21 protein-coding genes are annotated in these 19,915 nt (G+C 47.7%); 1 reads left to right on the forward strand and 20 read right to left on the reverse strand.

All coding sequences use genetic code 11. The annotated features are described in order from the left end of the window. The first annotated feature begins 123 nt into the window (after nucleotides 1-123). Nucleotides 124-993: a YitT family protein gene (locus P3X63_RS12295; protein ID WP_026587598.1), complete on the forward strand. Its 870-nt coding sequence runs from the start codon at nucleotides 124-126 to the stop codon at nucleotides 991-993. A gap of 43 nt (nucleotides 994-1,036) precedes the next feature. On the opposite strand, the gene ypjB is transcribed toward P3X63_RS12295, so the two are convergent. From ypjB to aroC, 20 genes are all read right to left on the reverse strand, one after another. Further along, complete coding sequence (gene ypjB, locus P3X63_RS12300; RefSeq protein ID WP_277690888.1) at nucleotides 1,037-1,837, reverse strand: sporulation protein YpjB; 801 nt, start codon at nucleotides 1,835-1,837, stop codon at nucleotides 1,037-1,039. Between the two features lie 77 nt (nucleotides 1,838-1,914). Next, a complete protein-coding gene (lhaT, locus tag P3X63_RS12305; protein ID WP_026587600.1) occupies nucleotides 1,915-2,499 on the reverse strand; it encodes a lipoprotein heptaprenylglyceryl N-acetyltransferase LhaT in 585 nt (194 codons plus the stop codon). A 240-nt stretch (nucleotides 2,500-2,739) separates the two neighbouring features. Next, nucleotides 2,740-3,507: a menaquinol-cytochrome c reductase cytochrome b/c subunit gene (locus P3X63_RS12310; protein ID WP_026587601.1), complete on the reverse strand. Its 768-nt coding sequence runs from the start codon at nucleotides 3,505-3,507 to the stop codon at nucleotides 2,740-2,742. A gap of 30 nt (nucleotides 3,508-3,537) precedes the next feature. Continuing rightward, nucleotides 3,538-4,212, reverse strand: a complete 675-nt coding sequence (gene qcrB, locus P3X63_RS12315; protein ID WP_026587602.1) for a menaquinol-cytochrome c reductase cytochrome b subunit — start codon at nucleotides 4,210-4,212, stop codon at nucleotides 3,538-3,540. A gap of 2 nt (nucleotides 4,213-4,214) precedes the next feature. Then, on the reverse strand, nucleotides 4,215-4,721 hold the full coding sequence (locus P3X63_RS12320) for a QcrA and Rieske domain-containing protein (protein WP_026587603.1): 507 nt from the start codon (nucleotides 4,719-4,721) through the stop codon (nucleotides 4,215-4,217). Nucleotides 4,722-4,866: 145 nt separating this feature from the next. Beyond that, entirely contained in the window at nucleotides 4,867-5,313 is a 447-nt protein-coding gene (locus P3X63_RS12325; protein ID WP_026587604.1) for a YpiF family protein, read from the reverse strand. 81 nt (nucleotides 5,314-5,394) lie between these two features. Then, nucleotides 5,395-5,934 carry a ReoY family proteolytic degradation factor gene (locus tag P3X63_RS12330; RefSeq protein ID WP_026587605.1) on the reverse strand — a complete coding sequence of 180 codons (540 nt, stop codon included), beginning with the start codon at nucleotides 5,932-5,934 and terminating at the stop codon, nucleotides 5,395-5,397. A 68-nt stretch (nucleotides 5,935-6,002) separates the two neighbouring features. After that, nucleotides 6,003-7,277 carry a tetratricopeptide repeat protein gene (locus tag P3X63_RS12335; protein ID WP_026587606.1) on the reverse strand — a complete coding sequence of 425 codons (1,275 nt, stop codon included), beginning with the start codon at nucleotides 7,275-7,277 and terminating at the stop codon, nucleotides 6,003-6,005. A 214-nt stretch (nucleotides 7,278-7,491) separates the two neighbouring features. Further along, entirely contained in the window at nucleotides 7,492-8,778 is a 1,287-nt protein-coding gene (aroA, locus tag P3X63_RS12340) for a 3-phosphoshikimate 1-carboxyvinyltransferase (RefSeq protein ID WP_026587607.1), read from the reverse strand. Nucleotides 8,779-8,788: 10 nt separating this feature from the next. After that, the gene (locus P3X63_RS12345; protein ID WP_077736579.1) at nucleotides 8,789-9,904 is read right to left on the reverse strand and encodes a prephenate dehydrogenase; all 1,116 of its coding nucleotides are present in this window, start codon (nucleotides 9,902-9,904) and stop codon (nucleotides 8,789-8,791) included. A 49-nt stretch (nucleotides 9,905-9,953) separates the two neighbouring features. Continuing rightward, nucleotides 9,954-11,036, reverse strand: a complete 1,083-nt coding sequence (hisC, locus tag P3X63_RS12350) for a histidinol-phosphate transaminase (RefSeq protein WP_026587609.1) — start codon at nucleotides 11,034-11,036, stop codon at nucleotides 9,954-9,956. A 12-nt stretch (nucleotides 11,037-11,048) separates the two neighbouring features. Beyond that, nucleotides 11,049-11,852, reverse strand: coding sequence for a tryptophan synthase subunit alpha (trpA, locus tag P3X63_RS12355; protein WP_277690896.1), 804 nt, complete (start codon nucleotides 11,850-11,852; stop codon nucleotides 11,049-11,051). Continuing rightward, nucleotides 11,821-13,047 (reverse strand): tryptophan synthase subunit beta, encoded by a 1,227-nt coding sequence (trpB, locus tag P3X63_RS12360; RefSeq protein WP_077736578.1) that lies wholly within the window; start codon nucleotides 13,045-13,047, stop codon nucleotides 11,821-11,823. Before trpB ends, trpA begins: the two co-directional genes overlap by 32 nt. After that, the gene (locus P3X63_RS12365) at nucleotides 13,028-13,684 is read right to left on the reverse strand and encodes a phosphoribosylanthranilate isomerase (RefSeq protein WP_026587612.1); all 657 of its coding nucleotides are present in this window, start codon (nucleotides 13,682-13,684) and stop codon (nucleotides 13,028-13,030) included. Before P3X63_RS12365 ends, trpB begins: the two co-directional genes overlap by 20 nt. Beyond that, on the reverse strand, nucleotides 13,677-14,441 hold the full coding sequence (gene trpC, locus P3X63_RS12370; protein ID WP_026587613.1) for an indole-3-glycerol phosphate synthase TrpC: 765 nt from the start codon (nucleotides 14,439-14,441) through the stop codon (nucleotides 13,677-13,679). Before trpC ends, P3X63_RS12365 begins: the two co-directional genes overlap by 8 nt. Beyond that, on the reverse strand, nucleotides 14,434-15,450 hold the full coding sequence (trpD, locus tag P3X63_RS12375; protein WP_026587614.1) for an anthranilate phosphoribosyltransferase: 1,017 nt from the start codon (nucleotides 15,448-15,450) through the stop codon (nucleotides 14,434-14,436). Before trpD ends, trpC begins: the two co-directional genes overlap by 8 nt. Then, the gene (gene trpE / locus P3X63_RS12380; RefSeq protein ID WP_277690901.1) at nucleotides 15,422-16,969 is read right to left on the reverse strand and encodes an anthranilate synthase component I; all 1,548 of its coding nucleotides are present in this window, start codon (nucleotides 16,967-16,969) and stop codon (nucleotides 15,422-15,424) included. Before trpE ends, trpD begins: the two co-directional genes overlap by 29 nt. 243 nt (nucleotides 16,970-17,212) lie before the next feature. After that, complete coding sequence (gene aroH, locus P3X63_RS12385) at nucleotides 17,213-17,596, reverse strand: chorismate mutase (protein ID WP_026587616.1); 384 nt, start codon at nucleotides 17,594-17,596, stop codon at nucleotides 17,213-17,215. Then, the gene (gene aroB, locus P3X63_RS12390; protein WP_026587617.1) at nucleotides 17,593-18,681 is read right to left on the reverse strand and encodes a 3-dehydroquinate synthase; all 1,089 of its coding nucleotides are present in this window, start codon (nucleotides 18,679-18,681) and stop codon (nucleotides 17,593-17,595) included. The genes aroH and aroB overlap by 4 nt, the downstream gene beginning before the upstream one ends. Continuing rightward, a complete protein-coding gene (aroC, locus tag P3X63_RS12395; protein WP_026587618.1) occupies nucleotides 18,681-19,853 on the reverse strand; it encodes a chorismate synthase in 1,173 nt (390 codons plus the stop codon). The genes aroB and aroC overlap by 1 nt, the downstream gene beginning before the upstream one ends. Between the last annotated feature and the right edge of the window lie 62 nt (nucleotides 19,854-19,915).

Genomic DNA, 19,915 nt, shown 5'->3' on the forward strand with positions numbered 1-19,915 from the left:
CTGTCATCTCTTACATGTTAGCGAATTCAAACAAGTTTGACAAATGTTTAAAACGGGTTTGCTGTTTTAAGTGGGATAAACTATAATATTAACGCCAGCTTATGGAAGGAAAGGGGTTTTTTTATGCTCGGAAATATCAGAATGAAAAACGTCTTGTTTATATTGGCAGGTGCCGCAGTGTTTTCTTTTGGACTCGTGCATTTTAACATGCAGAACAACCTTTCGGAGGGCGGTTTTACCGGAATCACTCTGCTGCTTTACTTTTTGTTTCATATTGATCCTTCCATTTCCAACCTGGTATTAAACATTCCGGTTTTTATTATCGGCTGGAAGCTTCTTGGGCGAACGGTTTTTTCCTACACCATTCTCGGGACAGTCGGCTTGTCCGTGTTTTTGTGGATTTTCCAGCGTTATCAGATCCATATGCCCCTTCAGCATGACCTTGCGCTGGCCGCACTTTTTGCCGGAGTTTTTATCGGAACAGGGTTGGGGATTATTTTTAAATACGGGGGAACGACAGGCGGCGTCGATATTATCGTACGGCTCATCAACAAGTATTTTCAAGTCCCGATGGGAAAAGCGATGTTTGTTTTTGATGCCTGTGTCATCACGCTGTCGCTGATTTTTTACCTTTCCTATAAGGAAGCCATGTACACGCTTGTCGCCGTATTTGTCGCTTCCAAAGTGATTGATTTTATGCAGGAAGGCGGATACGCGGCAAAAGGTGCCACCATCATTTCTGAAAAGAACGATCAGATTCAGCAAAAAATCATCGAAGAAATGGAAAGAGGTGTCACCGTCTTAAAAGGCCAAGGTTCTTATACGAAAACAGAGCGGGATGTATTATACTGCGTCGTCCCGAAAAACGAAGTGTTCCTGTTGAAAAATGTGATTACTTCCATAGATCCGCATGCATTTGTCGCTGTAAGCGATGTTCATGATGTACTCGGGGAAGGTTTTACATTGGATGAAAACAAAAACCCCATCACCTGACCATCAAAAAGCAAAAAAGAAGCTCTCAGATGATAGGAGCTTCTTATTTCGGCCAATCTTTTTCTCTTTTTTTGCGCTTGTCCCCTTCTGCTTTATACTTTCTGAACCCCACATATGTCAGGGTGGATAAAATGATGCTTCCGGTTGTCAAAATGACCCACAACAAGGAAGGGTCTGCGTCATCTTCCTCCACCTGATTAAAGACATCTTCCAAGTCTTTTTCCAGCATCGTCAAACGCTCAAGCTTGCTGCTTTCCGTCATCTGCTGAAAATCGCCGTGATCGACAACTTCGATATGGTTGGATACATTCTTTAACTGCTTCGGCGAGATATCAATCGTTAAGCTCGGATAAATCGTTTCATACAATGATAAAAAATGATTCCACTTTTCCCGAAACGTCAGGCTGTCTTCTTTCTGAATACCGGCTTTTAGCGCCCTGAATGAATCCATGATCGGTTTTTTTAATGAACCCCAAAGCGGATCATGATCGGATTCGATGGCATCCATCAGCATTCTAAACTGGGCGGCGGTTTTGAACTTGTCATTTTTCGCCGTTCCTTCGTTTTCCAGGCTTTTCAGCAGATCGTGGTATGCCAGGTTAACCTGGCGGATCTCGGAACCTGTCATCACATCTTCAGCCCCGTCTCTCTTTGCGGTTTTCAGCCGCTTTTCAAAATATTGAAGAATCTGAACTGCCTCCTCATACTGAGCCTGTCTTGTTAATTGGAATACCGTATCAGACAGTTCGGTCAGCTCCTCTAAAGCGGATGAATCTTCCGCTTTTAAACCGTTCGCAGGAACAACAAGCGCAAGCAGCATGCAAAGGATCACCTTTCGTATCATTCACGGTCCCTCCCACTCCTTCTATTAAATCGTATGAAGAGAGGGACAAGGTTAGACCAAGATTGTTGAGCAAACCTTTACAGTTTGAATGCTTTTTTGGACAGGACAAGGTAATAGGCCAAGCCGATCGAAGCAATGCTGAGCCAAAATGTAAAATAGCCGATTTGCGGCATGTATTGATCAAGCATCGAATAATTGGGCATCATTCCAAACACATAATCAATGATGTCATTGTGCAGCGTCCAAACTGCCGCAAGCGCCAAATGCCATCCTTTGAACCGGTAATATGGTGCATACAGAACACCTTGCACTGCCATGGCAAAATGGGATGCAATCAGCATATATCCCGTCCAATGCAGGCTTCCGGTCGTCACAAGCACGAGGATATTCATGACAACGGCCCAGAGGCCGTATTTGACGAGCGTCACAAGCGCAAGCGCTTCAAAGAGAGAAGCGTTGCTCTTCAATAAAAGGCCGATTAGGACAAATAAAAAAAACAGGGTGGCTGTCGGGCTGTCAGGGACAAAGATCAAAAATTTTGCAGGTGTATTCGTCAGCTGGGGAAGATACCAATAATAGCCGTACACCGTTCCCAAAAAATTAATGATCAAAAGCATGATCGTCATCGGCTTTTGCCCAAGTATGTAAGATATCAATTTCAAACGAATCAACTCACAGTCTCTTTAAATCAAAAAATACGGCACGGGTCACTTCCTCAGGGATATGTCTGGAAAATATCGGACGCGACAGAACCTTTTTTGGCTCGCAAACGGCCCTATACATTCAGATGTCCAAACATGAAAGAGGCCATCGACATCGTCGACAGCCTTGAGAGGCTGACCAAGCGTCAGCTTCAGCTCTATCAAGAGTATAGCCTGCCTTTATCATCTTGACAACACTTTTTACTTGGCTGTTGTTTCAGAGATGAACTTAGACAGTTCTTTCAGTTCTTTATCTGATCCTTTAAAGACGCCGGCTGGCATTTGTCCCTTTCCTTCTTTGGCGATTTTTGCAATTTCTTCAGGAGACAATCCGTTATCGACGAGAGACGGTCCGGCGGCCCCTCCCTGCATATTATCTCCGTGGCATGAGATACAGCCCTGCTCCTGGTAAAGCTTGTAGCCTGCTGCACTCGTATCAATATCGGCTTCCTCTTTGATTTTCCCCTGCTCTTCAGCGGCGGCCCAATCGTGGGTGGCAACCGACTGCCATGTTAAGAAAACCGTCGCCGCCAGCGCTAAAAGCATTAGCCCTACGGCAACCGGGCGTTTATAAGGCCTTCTCTCTGGGCCCCTGTCGAGAAACGGGGCCAACAGGAGCGCCCCGAATGCAATCGCCGGAATGACAATGGCGCCGACCACCGTATACGGTCCGGCAGCATATTCATACTTGAGCAATTGGTACAGAAATAGAAAATACCAGTCTGGCAAAGGTATGTAGCCGGTATCCGTCGGATCCGCCATCCGCTCGAGCGGAGGTTCGTGAACGACTGTCAGCACAAGAAAACCGATGAGAAAAACCGCGCCGACAAGCCATTCTTTAAGCAGAAAGTTCGGCCAGAACGCTTCCGTTTTTCCCGGAAACTCGGAATAATCTTTTGGAATATTCGGTTTTCTTTCCGCCGGAATCCTCGAATCTCCGACAAATTTCATTCCTTTTCCCCTTTTCATGCCATCCCCTCCTTCTTTTGAGTCATTTGCTTAAAGCGGCCCTGAAATGCCTTGCTTCCGAATCATGATAAAGTGTGCTGCCATAAGGGCGAACAGAGCGGCTGGCAGGAAAAAGACGTGTATGGCGAAAAAGCGCGCCAACGTCTGAGCGCCGACAATATCAGGATGACCGGCAAGCAGTGTTTTGATTTGCGACCCGATCAGCGGTGTCGCTTCAGCAATCTGCAAACCGACTTTCGTCGCAAACAGAGCTTTCATATCCCAAGGCAGAAGGTAGCCTGTAAATCCTAACCCGAGCATGACAAAGAAGATCAGCACGCCGACGATCCAGTTCAGCTCCCTCGGCTTTTTATAAGCCCCCTGGAAGAAAACCCTCAGCGTATGAAGAAACATCATCACGATGACCAAGCTTGCCCCCCAATGATGCATCCCTCTTACGATCTGCCCGAATGCCACTTCATTTTGCAGGTAATAAACCGATTCCCAGGCGTTTTTAATGTCGGGAACATAGTACATCGTCAAAAACATGCCGGAAAGAACCTGAATCACCGTTACGAAAAACGTCAGTCCCCCGAAGCAGTATACAAAGGCGGAAAAATGGTGAGCGGGATTGACATGTTCAGGAACTTCATGATCGGCAATATCCCGCCAAAGCGGCGTGATATCCAGTCTTTCATCAACCCAGTCATAAATTTTGTTTAGCATGATCACCCTTCCTTCCTCGGCTTGGCTTTTCCTAAGTAAAGAAAGCCGTCTTTAACCTCTTGCTCATAGCGGTCTAGCGGAGCCAGAGGCGGAGTTCCGGGTACGTTGGTACCATCCTTTTCATAAAGCCCGTAATGGCACGGACAAAAGAACTTGTTCGGATTTTTAGGATCGCTGTTCCAGTTGACCGTGCACCCCAAATGTTTACAAACCGGTGATAAAGCTACAATTTCTTCCCCATTTTTGAAAACCCACGCAGACCTCGATTCTTCAGACTCGTACCAGGCGTCGACTTGCTTGATTTTAAAGTCGAAGCGCTGCGGTTCATTTGTCAGTTCATCAACGCTGACAACCTGAACCATGTCCTGTTCCTCAGTCGGTCTTAAAACCGGATCGAGCGCGAAGCGAACCATAGGCATGAGCATTCCGGCCGCCATAAAACCGCCGACTCCGGTCAGCGTGTAGTTCAAAAATTGACGTCTGGATACCCGATGTCTTTTTTCGCTCATCTTCATATCCCCCCTCAAGTCCCCAGCTACAATATAACTGAAATAGAAAAAAATTCATGAACTAGGACACCCTCATAATATATCAATATTTTAGGAAGGTCAACATTGCCAAAATCATTATCCAAAGGAAATGTAAGTGTTTTTATTAAGAGTTCCAATTTTGTAACAAAATGTTCAATATTTGCTCAATTTGGTCTTCCAAAAGCTTTTGCTTTAATGAATCTTTCATATGTTCGAGAGGAATCGCCGGAATCCAAAGCAGTTTCTGCTCATTTCCAAGCACTTGCTTCCAGCGCTCGTCCGTCGTCAAAAACACGATGTGCCGGAAATGCCGAGCTGCCATTTCCTCCAGATCAGCAAGATCCTCGGCGCTTTTCTCATCAGCGTGCAAATATGTATAGGGCGGAAACAGGTAGACGCGGCCCTTCAGCTGCCTCTCCAGCTCTTCTGCCAGTATAGACGTAAATTCCCCTTTTGATACGGCCGATTTGAATTGATCCCCCAACTGAACCGAAATCAGCGGGATCACGGCTGTATCGATATATTCTTTTGCATTCAGATAAACATCCGCATCATGCGCATTCCATTTCACGCTTCCGACTCCTCCTTATGACAGCGCTTACTCCGCCAGTTGAACAAGCCTTGCGTTTCGGCAAGGCTTGTTATTGGCGATTTATCGCAGCTGATTCAGTTGTTTCGCAAGTTTTTCGAAGCTTTCTTTATCTTGGCGGTCTAGTGCTTCATCTATTTCCCGCAGCAGCTTTTGTCTCTGAAATGTAGAAATGGAGTGCTCCAAAATCTGTTCAGCGACAATCTTATCTTTTTCATTTTCGTACAGGTCTTTCGGAATATGCGGATTAGCTTCCAAAACAGCCGCGTATTCCGGTGAATTATAAGCTGAACGGAAATTCAGCTGGATGAAGAGATCCTGCTGCTTATTCAGCCTGATATCATGAAACGATTTCTCTGCATCGGTCGTCATGACGTTTTCTTTATAAAAACGAAAAGGCACTTCTTCGACACAGTGGGTGGACATGATAATGCCCCTTGGGCAAAATTCGGCCTGCTCGACAAAATGCACTTTTTCCATCAGCGAGTCATGGCTCATTAAATAATTCAGAATCCATACACACTCTCTACGCTTTAGCTGATAGTGGTTTAAAAACCAGCGGATAAAATCTTTTTTTTCATTGACAGAAACAGGGGTCTGCATGTTATTCCCTCCTCTATCGCATCTTGTGTATTACATTAATAATTCCACACAAACCGGTCATATCCTTCTTATTCAAAGGAATTTTCGTCTTCGATTCTGAAAATCATCTCCTGGGTTTCCGTGTCTGCGGGGTTAAGCTCTGCCAGCTTTTTCAACAGCGGCAGCGCTTCTTTCCGCCTTCCTTCTTCAAGCAAAAAGCGCGAATACTCGTAAAGGAAATCTCCGTCATCCCGATAGTGCTCAAATGCGCTCTCATATTCCTGCGAAGCCTTCCCATACTCTTCCTCCCCCCTGTAAGCCGAAGCCAGAAACCAGCTGAATTTAGGGTCATCCTCGCCGTATTTGCGGACTTCGTGAACAAGGTCAATGATCCCCTCATAGTCTTCTTCTTCGAGGTAAAGAGCGAGCAGGGTTTGGACAGCTTCAATATAACCTGGATCAAGCGCCAGCGCTTCACGAAGGAGATCTGCCGCTTCTGAATGCCTTTTCGTTTTAAGGGCTGCTTTTGCTGCAGAAAGGTAAAGCTCTTTATTGAATTCATCTACGCGGATACCTTCTTTTGCCGTTTCAAAGGCCTCCTCATAAAGCCCCTCGGCTTCGTAGCTGTTCGCCAAAGGTTTATAAAGCGAAGAATAGGACGGATCCATTTCCTTGAGCTCTGTCAACTGCTTGATCGCAGTTTTAGAATACCCCGCTTTCCAAGCGGTAAAACCGAATCCGAACAGCGTATTGGGCTCCGGATTTTCCTGAGCGGCTTTTTCATACCATTCCAGCGCTTCTTCAAACTCCCCTGACGAGCTCAATGATTCAGCCAGCCTCTGATAAACATTGACACCCCCGATGACAGCTTTTTCACGGGCTGCTTTTTTGTATTGCCGCACCGCTTTTCCGTAAGCCCCTTGAGTAAAATACAACTCTCCCAAAGCAAAATCGATCACCGGTTCATCTGTCAAAATCGATTTCGCCTTCAAGAGCTTCTGCTCGCTGACTTCAAACAGTCCTTGCATCTGATAGAGATCGGCCATCAAGAGCAGGCTTTCCGGGTATGCCTGATCTGTTTCCGGAATCGTTTCCAGGACCGCGAGCGCTTTTTCTTCCTGATCGGTTTCAATGAGGAGCTCAGCATAAAAACAAGTCAGTTCTGTTTCTTCCGGATAAAGTTCATGCAAATCATTCACAATGGCAATTGCTTTATCAACAATTCCCCATTCATAGTACAGCTGGGCTGCTATTAATTTGTCTTCATCATGAAGACTGGACTCGATATCAGCAAGCTTTTTCAATCCGCTTTCCGTATGGCCTGCTTCAACTAATTTTATGGCTTCTTGAATCGAAGTATTCAAATCTAAACGTCCCTTTCTTTCGTCAAATCATCGCCTGCTCTCTTTTAGGCAATACTTTGTAAGATTATTTTTATCATAATTCACTGAAGGCGTTGTCGGCAAATTTGTTGCCCGGGTTTTTGTAAGAAAAGGGGAAGCGGATAGATTTCGCTTTAAGACAAGCTATGCTGTCATGCCCCGTTTTATGCGTAAAAAAGCCTGGAGCACGGAGGCTTCAGGCTTTTTTTGCAAGCTTTTCGATATGTTCAAAAAATGTCGGATACGATACGCTCACAGCTTCCGGATGTAAGATGTCAATTGGATGTTCACAGATCAAAGCGGCAATTCCAAGCATCATGCCGATGCGGTGGTCGCCATGGCTGGAAACTTCCGCTCCGCCTTTCAGCTGCGTCTTTCCGTAGATCTTCATGCCGTCTTCGGTCGGCTCGATACGCGCGCCAAGTTTTTTCAGCTCGGATGCGACGGTATCGATTCGGTTGGTTTCCTTCACCTTCAGTTCGGCGGCGTCTTTAATGATCGTCATCCCTTCAGCCTGTGTAGCAAGCAGGGCGATGATCGGAATTTCATCGATCAGCCGCGGAATCAAATCACCGGAAATTTCCGTGGCTGTCAGGGGCGCCGTCTTGATTTTCAAGTCGCCGTATGGTTCGCCGCTTGCGGCATCATTCGGCTCGATTTCGAGATCCGCACCCATCTTTTCAAGGACATCGATGATTCCCGTTCTTGTCGGGTTTAACCCGACATTTTTCAGAACGATTTCACTGTTTGGCACAAGCGAACCTGCTGCAAGGAAAAATGCCGCTGATGAAATATCTCCAGGGACGAATACATCGGCTGCCTTTAACGTCTGTCCCCCTGTAATCGAAACAGAGGTGTCGCTTTCCTCGAGCGTAACGCCGAACATCGAGAGCATCCGCTCTGTGTGATCTCTTGATTTGTGAGGTTCTGTCACCGTCGTGGTGCCGTCGGCCTGAAGTCCGGCGAGGAGGACGGCCGACTTGATTTGCGCGCTGGCAACAGGTGACTGAAAATCGATCGCTGTCAGATTGCCGCCCCGGACAGAAAGCGGTGTGTATTCTCCCCCGGCGCGGCCGTCGATTTTTGCACCCATTTGCTGAAGCGGTTCTGTTACACGCTTCATCGGCCTTTTGGCGATGCTTTCATCCCCAGCCACTGTACTGTGAAACGGGCGGCCGGCCAAAATGCCCAGCATCAGTCTGATCGTCGTTCCGGAATTTCCGACGTCAAGAAGCTCTTTCGGCTCAGAGAGCTGATCAAGCCCTTTGCCGTAAACCGTGACGTCGCTTTCGTTCTGTTCGATGCCAACGCCCATTTTTTTGAAGCACTCGATCGTGCTCAAACAGTCTGCTCCCGGCAAAAAGTTTTTGATGACGGTTTTTCCTTCTGCAATGGCGCCAAACATAACAGAACGATGGGAGATCGACTTATCCCCCGGAATATGAAGTTCTCCATTAAGTGAACTGACTTTTCCTCTTTTCATTTGTTCCACCTCAATCAGCGTAAAATGTTTCATATTTTGCGCGCGTTTGAATGCATTTTTCAGCTCGTTTGCGATCTTCGTCAGATTGAAAACTGATCCGGAGAACACCGTTTATCTCTTCCCTTGTCTCGATAATCCGGATGTTCGTGATGCTGATTTGTTCCTCGGCGAGAATCGCCGTTATTTCCGAAATGACCCCCGGATGGTCAGGGACATCGACATAAAGATCGTAAAAGGAAGGGATCGCGCCTTTTTGCCGCAAAGGCAGTTCATCACGGTATTCCTTTGCCTGCCGGAAAAATTCAAACAGCCCGTCTGCATCTTCATTTTCAACAAAAGACTGAATTCTGTCCAGCTCCTGCTTCCATTCGTCAAACCGCTCGATAATTTTGTCTTTATTGTGCAGAAGAATGTCCCGCCACATCGCCGGACTGCTTGAAGCAATCCGCGTAATATCGCGGAAACCGCCTGCGGCAAAACGTTTGACGAGCGGATACTGGTCTTCGAATTTGACCGTCTGGTGGACGAGGCTGGCCGCCACGATGTGAGGGAAATGGCTGATGACGCTTGTGACGGCATCATGCTCTTCCGGAGTCATTTCCACAAACTTTGCATTCGTCCCTTTTAAAAGCTCTTTTAACGAGGCGACGGCTTCTTTGTCGGCGGAGCGGGAAGGCGTCAGAATATAGAACGCATTTTCAAACAGCAGTTCTTTGGCAGCGGCTACTCCTGATTTGTGGGAGCCGGCCATCGGATGGCCGCCGATAAACTGATACTCGTTAGGCAAAACTTTTTCAGCATGGCTGACCACCTTCTGCTTTGTACTGCCGACATCGGTAATCAGCATCCTTTTCTTCATGCCGGATGCGGCCAGCTCATCGAGCATGTAGAGCGTCTGTTCGACGGGTGCGGCTAGAATAACCGTCGATGCTTCTTTGATTCCTTCTAAAAAAGAAGCGGCCGGGGCGTCAATGACACCAAGCTTCTGTGCGGCTCTTGCCTGCTCTCCGGAAACATCAAATCCGATGATCCTTCTTTCCGGATGCTCCTTTTTAATAGCTAGGGCAATGGAACCGCCGATTAAGCCCAAGCCGGCCAAAAATATCGTTTCATTTGATTGAGTCATGATTATCACCTGGTTCAATAGACTAAAGAGGTGACTGAAACATCACCTCTTACAACATACCGGCTAAAGTTTTTAAAAACGCTTCGTTTTGTTGTTTCGTGCCGACGGAAATTCTGATATAAGTCGGGAAGCCGAGCGCATTTCCGGATCTGACGATATAGCCCTTTGTAAGCAGTTCGCGGAAGAGATCGTCGCCATTCCGCTTAAAGTCGATCAGCACAAAGTTCGTTTGTGAAGGAAAATACTTCAGCCCATGCTCAGAGCAGAAATCGTAGTACTGCTTAAGCCCTTCATTGTTTTTCCTAACACAATCTTTGATAAACGCCTGGTCGCCAAGGGCGGCCAGCGCGGCAGCCTGACCAAGCCGATTTGTATTAAACGGCTGTCTCGCCGGTTCAATCGCCTGAACCAGCTGTTCTGAAGCGATGCCGTATCCGACCCTTAAAGCAGCCAAACCGTATGCTTTGGAAAACGTTCTGAGAATCATCAGATTCGGGTAGCGTTTTAAAAGCGGAATGGTCTCCGGATAATCCTCTGCTGTTACATATTCATAATACGCTTCATCGACAACAATGAGCACGTGCTCCGGCACTTTTTCCAAAAAGCGGAGCAGCTTTTGCTCTGATTCATAAGTGCCGGTCGGGTTATTCGGGCTGCAAACCCAGACGACCTTCGTTTGTTCATCGATCGCCTCAAGCATGGAATCGAGATCATGACATCCGTCCTCAAGCAGATCGATTTCCCGGATCTCTGCACCTTCGATGACTGCATTATGTTTGTATTGTGAGAATGTCGGGTTCGCCATGACGGTGTTTAGACCCGGCCCCAGCAAAGAACGGGAGATGATCTGAATGACCTCATCTGTCCCGTTTCCTAAGATGATGTTCGTTTCGTTTACGCCAAGGTGCCCCGCAAGCTTTGTTCTCAGTGCGGCGCTATAGCCGTCTGGATAAAGCGCCATTTGCTGGATTTCAGTCTGAATCGCTTCTTTGGCCGCTTCTGAACAGCCGTACGGATTTTCGTTTGAAGCAAGCTTGACGACTTTTTCCAGATTGAATTCTTTTTTGACCGCTTCAATCGGTTTGCCTGGCTGGTAAGGCTTTAACTGCTTTAATTGTTCTTTGATTTGCAAGATGCTGTCACCTCATTTTACCATGTGCGATACGCTGAATGTTTTAGCGTATTCCTCAAACGTTTTTAGGGCTTGCTCTCTTGTCTCGAGATCTGTGAGATCTTCTTTCAGCTCCTCGATTTTTCTGACAAGAGCGCTTCCTACAACAACACCGTCTGACAGTTCGTTCATCATCTCCACTTGTTTAAAGCTGGAAATCCCAAAACCGACGGCAACAGGGACGGAGCTTTTTTCTTTTACAGATCTGATAAATGAAGAAACAGAATCGTCAAATTCGTTGCGCACACCTGTGACACCGAGCGAAGACACGCAATAGACAAACCCTTCGGCCTGCTCTGCGATTTTTTGAATGCGGTTTTCGCTTGTCGGCGCGACAAGCGAAATATATGTGATACCTTGCTTCTTACACTCCTGCTGCAAATATACGCTTTCTTCAAAAGGCAGATCCGGAACTAAAAGTCCGTCAATTTGATTTTGTCGCAGTAAAGCGAAAAAGTGATCTGTATCTAATTGTAACACAGGATTGTAATACGTAAAGAGAATAATCGGGATATGGACGCCGTTTTTTTTCATTTCACCGCCGAGCTTGATCGCTTTTACAATGTTCATATCGTTGTCAAGCGCGCGTTTGGAAGCGCGCTGAATAACGGGTCCGTCGGCAAGCGGATCAGAATATGGAACACCGAGTTCAAGAGCCGATGCGCCCGCTTCCTGAAGGGATTTTGCCAGTTCGATCGAAACCTCCGGCAGCGGATCTCCGGCTGTAATAAACGGAACGAATAGTTTATCTGACGACTGATTTTTCAGATTGAACATCTTTATTCACCTCTTCTTCCAACACCTTCATCAAGGTGTGGACGTCTTTGTCTCCCCTGCCTGACAGGCAAACCAGAATACTTTTTTCTCCCGGCATTTCTTGTGCCATTTCAAATGCTTTAGCCAGCGCATGGGCCGACTCGATCGCCGGCAAAATGCCCTCTGTCTCCGCAAGTTTTTTTAATGCCGAGACAGCCTCGCCGTCTGTTACCGATTCATAGCGGACGCGGCCTGTATGATGAAGATGGGCGTGCTCAGGACCGACGCCCGGATAGTCGAGTCCGGCCGAGATGGAATACGGTTCAATGATCTGACCGTATTCATCTTGAAGCAGATAGGTCAAAGAGCCGTGTATCACACCTTTGGTACCTTTTGTAATCGTGGCGGCATGAAGGGGCGTGTTGACGCCTTTGCCCGCAGCTTCAACACCGATCAGCTCGACAGGCTCTTCAATAAATGAAGTGAACATCCCGATTGCATTGCTTCCGCCGCCGACACAGGCGACCACTTTATCGGGAAGTTTCCCCTCCGTTTCATAAAACTGCGCCTTCGCTTCATCACCGATCATCCGCTGAAATTCTCTTACAATATAAGGGTATGGATGCGGCCCGACAACTGACCCGATCATATAAAAATGATCCTGGCAATGCTGGACCCAGTATCTGATCGCTTCGTTTGTCGCGTCTTTCAACGTTCCATTTCCGCTTGAGACCGGGACGACTTCCGCCCCCAAAAGCTTCATGCGGAAAACATTGAGCGACTGTCTTGCAACATCTTCCTCACCCATAAACACGATGCACGACATGCCGAACTTTGCGGCCACGGTTGCCGCGGCGACTCCGTGCTGTCCGGCACCTGTTTCAGCGATCAGCTTCGTTTTTCCCATTTTCTTAGCGAGCAGCGCCTGGCCGAGCGCGTTGTTGATTTTATGGGCGCCGGTATGGTTCAAATCCTCGCGCTTCAAATAAATTTTCGCTCCGCCCAAGCGCTTTGTCAGCTGGTCTGCAAAGGTCAGAGCGGTCGGGCGTCCCGAATATTCAAATAACAGTTTTTTGTATTCCTCTTGAAATGAAGGATCATCTTTTAATTGACGAAACGCTTTTTCGATTTCTTCCAAAGGCTGCATGAGTGTTTCCGGAACAAACTTCCCGCCAAAATCACCAAATCTGCCTTGTTCATTCGGATATGAATACATGATTGTACATCCTTTCTTCTAAAAGGTTGATCAGCTTTCCGCTTTTATGCCCGTTCTCTTCAATTCCGCTTGCCAGATCGATGCCCGGCGGCTCCCAGCGCAGAAGATCTGCTACGCTTTCGGGATTGACGCCTCCGGCAATCAACAGGCGCTTACCTGCCCCGGCAGCCGTTTCTTTATATTCCGGGACGCTTTCCCATGAAAATGAAATGCCTGTTCCTCCCCTCATGCCCTTTACGGAAGAGTCAATGACAAACCCGTCTGCATAGGGTGCGGCGGCTTTCATTTTCGCGATCGTTTCGCTACCGTGGTGAAGCGCCTTCCAAATCTCGCAATCTGTTATACTTCTGAGATGCTTGATATCCTCCACCGTTTCATCCCCGTGAAGCTGAATGACGTCCAACCGAACGTCTTTTACAATTTCGGCGATGCGGCGGCAATCCTCATTGACAAACACGCCGACAAGCTTTTTTTCTCCCGTATCAACCTGACTGCGCCAGCTTTTCACAACGGCGGGATCTGCCGCCCGTTTGCTGTCCGCAAAAATAAATCCAAGGTAGTCCGCCTTCGATCGGACCGTCAGCCGCAAATCTTCCAAAGAATGAATCCCGCAATATTTTAAGCTTGGTCTATTCATCGCCGGCTTCTCCGAATAAAGCATGGACCGCTTTCAGCTGTGACGCCTCTCTCATCAAGGATTCCCCGACAAGTACGGCTTGCGCCCCACAGGCTTTTACAAATGTGAGATCCTCCTTTTTGCCGATGCCGCTTTCGCTGACAAGAACGGTGCCGTCCGGAACCAGTTTCGCGACCTGTTCCGTCTGGCTGACGGAAGTTTCAAAGGTTTTTAGATTTCGGTTGTTCACACCGATGATCTCAGGCGTAAAGACGTTTAAGATCCCTTCAAGCGTCCCTTCCCCATGAACTTCAACGAGCACATCCATTCCTTTTTCAACAGCTTCTTCATGAAGTTCGAATAGTTTTCCGGGCTCAAGCGCCTCGCCGATCAGCAGGATCGCATCAGCTCCGATGCGGCTCGCTTCTTCAACCTGAATCGAATCGATGATAAAGTCCTTTCGCAAAACAGGCAGGGAAACCGTGCGCTTCACCGCTGACAAATAATCGTTTCTTCCTTGAAAAAATGGAGCGTCCGTCAGCACAGACAAACAATCGGCGCCCGCCTGTTCGTATTGTTTCGCAATCGCTTCCGGCTGAAAATCCGCTTGGATGACTCCTTTTGAAGGAGACGCTTTTTTGACTTCGGCGATTAACGCGACAAATCGGTTTGGAGACAGGAGAGCCTTTTTAAATGACCGCTTCGGCAGATTCAGATCCTCCGGCAGCATGATATTCAACAGATCTTCCCGTTTTCTTTCAATAATTTGATTAAGCATACATCTCTTCCTCTTTCTGTTTTAATCGCTCCAGCTGGCTGAGCGCTTCACCGCTTGCGATGGTTTCAAGCGCCATTTCAACCCCTTCTTTCAAACCGCCCGCCTGACCGGCGACATACAAAGCGGCTCCGGCGTTGAACGCAGCGATGTGAAGCGCCGATTCAGCACTCCGGTTTTTCAGGATATCGATGATGAGGCGGCCGCTCTCTTCAGGCGTCTCTACCTGGATATCGCTAAACTTCCCCGCCGGCAGCCCCACATCGTTCGGGTCGACGGTATATTCATATCTTTTGCCGTCTTTCAGTTCTATCACATCTGTCGGCGATGTGATGGACAGCTCATCAAGGCCGTCCCTGCTGGAAACCAACAGGACATGATCCGGTTCAAAGGATTCTAAAGCTCCGGCCATCAGCTTCGCTTTCTCAAAGGAGTAGACGCCGATGACCTGGCGTTTCGCCTTCATCGGGTTGCTGAGCGGTCCAAGCAGATTAAACACCGTTCTAAATCCGAGAGCCTTTCTCGGCACGGTGACATGCTTCATGGAAGAATGATAGCTTGGCGCATATAAGAACCCCATATTGCGCCGTTCAATACTGCGTTTTGTTTCCTCAGGCGTCGTCTGTATGGAAACGCCGAGGTATTCCAGCACGTCCGCACTCCCGCTTTTCGAAGAAACCGATCGATTTCCGTGTTTGGCAATTTTAGCCCCGGCGGCTGACGCAATAATGGCTGCAGCAGTGGAAATGTTGAAAGTCGAATTGCCGTCTCCACCCGTCCCGCACGTATCGACAACACGTTCAGGACCGGCGATTGTAAAAGCTTTCTCCCGCATCGCTCTGACAAAACCGGTGACTTCTTCGACGGTCTCCCCCCGGTAGGCGAGAACGGATAGCAGCCCTCCAATTTCAGCTTCAGTCAGTTCACCGTTCATCATCAGATGCATGATGTTGTTCGCTTCTTCTTCATTCAGTGTGCGGCCATTAACGCATGATTTCAGCAGTTCGTTCATTGCCGTCCTCCTCCTTTTCCAGAAACATATCCTCAGCTATTTGGATCGTTTTCAGCAAAGCACCGGCCTTATTACACGTTTCTTCCCATTCATTTTCGGGGACTGAATCAGCCACAATCCCCGCACCGGCCTGGATGGAGGCCACACCGTCTTTGACGCTCATCGTGCGGATCGTAATGCAAGAGTCAATATTGCCGTCAAAGCCGATATAAGCGATGCATCCTCCATACGTTTCCCTCGGGGCGGGCTCCAGCTCATTTAAAAGCTGCATCGCCCTGATTTTCGGCGCCCCTGTCAGCGTGCCGGCGGGAAAAGCGCTCATTAAAGCGTCAACCGGATGGACATCTGCTTTCAGCGAACCGGTTACGATCGATATAATGTGCATGACATGGGAGAAGGAAACGATTTTTGTAAACTCGGGCACCTGAACCGATCCGTATTCGGCGACTCTGCCGATGTCGTTTCTCGCCAAATCGACGAGCATATAGTGCTCGGCTTTTTCTTTTTCATCTGCCAAAAGCTCTTTTTTCAGGCGCTCGTCTTCGGCATGGTCTGCTCCTCTTTTTCTCGTTCCGGCGATCGGATGGATTTCAAGATGGCCGTTTTGGACGTGGATCAGCCGTTCCGGGGAGCTTCCGACAAGCTCGCGGTCAGGCAGCTTGATATAGTACATGTATGGCGACGGATTGATCATTCTCAGCACTCTGTACAGCTCGAAGGAACTGACCTTGACCGGGATATCAAACCTTTGGGAAAGCACTCCTTGAAAGATGTCCCCCGCTCTAATGTACTCTTTTAATCGTTCGACATCGGCTAAAAACTGCGGTTTTTCATATGTTGATTGAACATGTTCAAAGCTTGGAGTGTCATACCGTCCTTGCGGGAGAAAAAGCTCTTTCGCCGTTTTTCGGTCTGCCAGCCTTTTTGTAAGTTTTTTCAGCTCATTTTTAGCCTGTTGAAACAGCAGCGATTTTTCGTTCTCTGTTTCACTGCCGTTAAGCCTTACATATTGAATAAAGTGCAGTTTTTTCTGCTCATGATCATAAGCGATCATGGTGCTGCAGACAAACAGCAGACATTTTGCCATCTCTGTTTCCTTTTCATGCCTTTTGATGGCCGGCTCAACAAGCGGCATCAGATCATAGCTTAAATAACCTACGGCGCCGCCGGTAAACGGTATATCAAGATCAGGCGCCTTAATTAAGCATGTTTCCGACATCCATTGAAGAACTTCCTTTAGCTGTGAAGCGGTGTATAGCTTCTCCATGTCCTCTCCGCAAGCATGAAACCGACCGAATTCTTCTTTAATCGTCAAAAAAGGGCGGAGTCCGATAAACGAATATCTTGACCATGCCGATGTGTCGTCTTTGCTTTCCAGCAAATACACGATGTCATTTTCAAGCTTTTCAACCATTTGAACAGGTGTCAGCGTATCGACGGAAAAGCTTTCTATAATGGGAATCGTTCTAAAATGTGAAGTGTCCTCCATAAACGAGGAAAAATCGCTTTGATATGTCAATGGTTTCTCACTCCTTTTTCAGGCGGAGGAGAATGAGAAGAAGCCTCTGAGGCAGACAAATTGATTGAAATGTGGGGAATAATAAACAAACCCAAAAGAACAGCGTCTTTTGGGTAGAATTTGATAAACGTTTTGTCTCAGCTCATCTCAACTCATTCTCTAACTACCCTAGTCTCATACTCAGCTTTCATTGTCAAACCTATATACACACTCCTGTGTATTTCCAAGGTTTCTACAATCGTATTACAATTCAGTCTTTTTTGTCAATGATAAATCTGGTCTGAGTGTCACCGCTTTTTCCAAATAGACGTGCCGGACTTCATCCTGGCGCTTTTCGGTCTGAACCGTCATCATCACCCTGATGCATTGTTTAAGACCATGCTCAACATCCATTTCCTGCATGCACATGACGGGGACGTGCTGCCAACCGTCAAACGTTCTGACGACTTTGGCAGGAAAAGCGGCGTGAATGTCGGAAGTAGCCGAGATCAAAATCTGCACCACTTGCTCAGGTTCGATTTTATTTTCAACAATCATTTTTTCGATCAGCTGCTTCGTTTTCGCCGTGATCTCTTTGTCTGTATCTTGTTCAACAGTTGTCGCTCCCCGAATCCCGCGCATCATCATTCGTCTCCCTCCAATCTCCACAGATTCAGCCATCGTTCGATTTCCCGAGCTTCAAAGGAGCTGAGATGTACACTGCCGATCTCATCAAGCAGGACAAATTGAATGATTCCACCGCGCGTTTTTTTGTCATTCATCATTCGGTTGACCAGCGCTTCTGTTGATATCTCTTTTTTCACGCTTCCCGGGTAGCCGAGCTTTTGCAGCCAGTTTGACATGCCTTTGACATCAATCGGAGCATTCAGGACCTTTTCACTGACAAACAAGGCGAATTGCATGCCTAAGGCAACGGCGTCTCCATGCGTGATCTCTCCATATCCATATTCGGCTTCAACAGCATGGCCGAGCGTATGCCCAAAGTTTAAAAAGGCTCTGATTCCGGCTTCACGCTCATCTTTTGAGACGATCGCCGCTTTTATCGAAATGCCTTTATAAACCATTTCATTCAGCTGTTCATTTGTCACTTCTTCAATCGAGTCTATTTTCAGAAGGTCTTGCAAGAACGATTCGTCGTGAATAAAAGCGTGCTTGATGACTTCGGCCATCCCCGACCTCATTTCTTTTTCAGGGAGAGTTGCCAGGCATTCCGTATCGTAAATCACCGCTTTCGGCTGATGGAAAGCGCCGATTAAGTTTTTGCCGAGCGGATGGTTGATGGCGACTTTGCCGCCGACCGCGCTGTCATGTGAAAGCAGAGTCGTCGGGAATTGAACATAATCGATGCCTCTCATAAAAGTCGAAGCCACAAATCCCGCAAGATCACCGACGACACCTCCGCCCAGCGCCAAAATGCATGATGAACGGTCAAGCTGAAACTGAATAGCTTCCGTTTGCAGCATCATGAACATATCGATCGATTTGGCCTGCTCGCCGCTGGGGACGGCTACCTTTTTCACTTGCCATCTGCTTTGGAGTAGATTGAACAGCTCTGTTCCGTAGCGTTTGTCAACTTCTTCATCGGTAATCAAAAGCAGTTTTGTCATGGGAAGGTTTAAAGATGACAAAAGCTCAGCCGCGTTTTTTCTGATTCCCCCTCCGATAAAAACCGGGTAAGACAGAGATGCGGTTTCGATTTGAAGTGATTTCATTAAAACTCCCTCGCAAGTCTTCTCATTTTCTCGACGTTTTCAGCGATGCGATCCATTTGATCGACGCCAAACTGTTCGACGACCGCATTGGCGATCTCCCATGCCACTACAGCTTCTGCCACAACGCTTGCCGCAGGGACAGCACAGGAATCGGAACGTTCAATGCTGGCTGTGAACGGCTCTTTCGTCTCGATGTCAACGCTTTTCAGCGGTTTATATAATGTCGGAATCGGCTTCATAACGCCTCTGACGACAATCGGCATGCCTGTTGTCATTCCGCCTTCAAGTCCGCCCAGACGGTTCGTGGCCCGCGTATAGCCTTTTTGTTCATCCCAAATAATTTCGTCATGGACTTCACTGCCGTTTTTCCTTGCCGCTTCAAAACCGATGCCAAATTCAACGCCTTTAAATGCATTGATGCTTAAAACAGCAGCCGCGAGCTTGCTGTCGAGTTTCCTGTCATAATGAACATAGCTGCCGACTCCGACCGGAACTCCTTCGACGATCACTTCGACGATTCCGCCGATGGAATCTCCATTTGCTTTCGCCTCGTCGATCGCTGCCATCATTTTTTTGCCCGCTTCCTCGTCATAGCATCTGACAGGAGATTCTTCCGTCACTTTTTGCAGCTCTTCGATTGAAGCGTAATTTGTTTGTTCGGCCTTGACGCCGCCGATTTCAAGCACATGGCCGGCCACTTTTATGCCGAGCTGTGAGAGAATCTTTTTAGCGACAGCACCCGCCGCAACCCGAACGGTTGTCTCCCTTGCGGAAGAACGCTCAAGCACATTTCGCATATCCCTGTGGCCGTATTTGATCGCGCCGTTTAAATCGGCATGACCAGGTCTCGGCCTTGAAATCTGGCGCTTCATTTCGCTTTCCTCTTCGGCTGTAATCGGTTCGGAGCCCATGATTTTCGTCCAATGCTTCCAGTCATTGTTTTCAACGACAAGGGCGATCGGCGATCCGAGAGAACGCCCGTGCCTTACGCCGCTTGTAATTTGCGCCTCATCTTTTTCAATTTGCATCCGCCGTCCGCGACCGTAGCCTTTTTGACGTCTCTGCAGCTCATAGCTGATGTCTTCTTTCGTGATTTGAAGTCCTGCTGGAACCCCTTCAATAATTGTCGTAAGCTGCGGGCCGTGAGATTCCCCGGCTGTTAAATACCTCATGCTTTCGTTCTCCCTTCATCACATTAACGCTTTTAAGTAAAACTATAACATAACCTCTTATA

This window comes from Bacillus sp. HSf4, assembly GCF_029537375.1.
Taxonomy (GTDB): Bacteria; Bacillota; Bacilli; order Bacillales; family Bacillaceae; genus Bacillus; species Bacillus sonorensis_A.

What these genes read in the sequence shown, in the direction of transcription:
- P3X63_RS12310 (WP_026587601.1), bottom strand. Translation starts at nt 3,507, where the DNA reads ATGAAAAGGGGAAAAGGAATGAAATTTGTCGGAGATTCGAGGATTCCG.
- aroA (WP_026587607.1), bottom strand. Translation starts at nt 8,778, where the DNA reads ATGAAAAGAGGAAAAGTCAGTTCACTTAATGGAGAACTTCATATTCCG.
- P3X63_RS12295 (WP_026587598.1), top strand. Translation starts at nt 124, where the DNA reads ATGCTCGGAAATATCAGAATGAAAAACGTCTTGTTTATATTGGCAGGT.
- trpC (WP_026587613.1), bottom strand. Translation starts at nt 14,441, where the DNA reads ATGCTTAATCAAATTATTGAAAGAAAACGGGAAGATCTGTTGAATATC.
- trpD (WP_026587614.1), bottom strand. Translation starts at nt 15,450, where the DNA reads ATGAACGAACTGCTGAAATCATGCGTTAATGGCCGCACACTGAATGAA.
- aroB (WP_026587617.1), bottom strand. Translation starts at nt 18,681, where the DNA reads ATGAAATCACTTCAAATCGAAACCGCATCTCTGTCTTACCCGGTTTTT.
- P3X63_RS12345 (WP_077736579.1), bottom strand. Translation starts at nt 9,904, where the DNA reads ATGACTCAATCAAATGAAACGATATTTTTGGCCGGCTTGGGCTTAATC.
- ypjB (WP_277690888.1), bottom strand. Translation starts at nt 1,837, where the DNA reads ATGATACGAAAGGTGATCCTTTGCATGCTGCTTGCGCTTGTTGTTCCT.
- P3X63_RS12330 (WP_026587605.1), bottom strand. Translation starts at nt 5,934, where the DNA reads ATGCAGACCCCTGTTTCTGTCAATGAAAAAAAAGATTTTATCCGCTGG.
- qcrB (WP_026587602.1), bottom strand. Translation starts at nt 4,212, where the DNA reads ATGCTAAACAAAATTTATGACTGGGTTGATGAAAGACTGGATATCACG.
- aroH (WP_026587616.1), bottom strand. Translation starts at nt 17,596, where the DNA reads ATGATGATGCGCGGGATTCGGGGAGCGACAACTGTTGAACAAGATACA.
- P3X63_RS12365 (WP_026587612.1), bottom strand. Translation starts at nt 13,684, where the DNA reads ATGAATAGACCAAGCTTAAAATATTGCGGGATTCATTCTTTGGAAGAT.
- trpA (WP_277690896.1), bottom strand. Translation starts at nt 11,852, where the DNA reads ATGTTCAATCTGAAAAATCAGTCGTCAGATAAACTATTCGTTCCGTTT.
- P3X63_RS12320 (WP_026587603.1), bottom strand. Translation starts at nt 4,721, where the DNA reads ATGAGCGAAAAAAGACATCGGGTATCCAGACGTCAATTTTTGAACTAC.
- aroC (WP_026587618.1), bottom strand. Translation starts at nt 19,853, where the DNA reads ATGAGGTATTTAACAGCCGGGGAATCTCACGGCCCGCAGCTTACGACA.
- trpB (WP_077736578.1), bottom strand. Translation starts at nt 13,047, where the DNA reads ATGTATTCATATCCGAATGAACAAGGCAGATTTGGTGATTTTGGCGGG.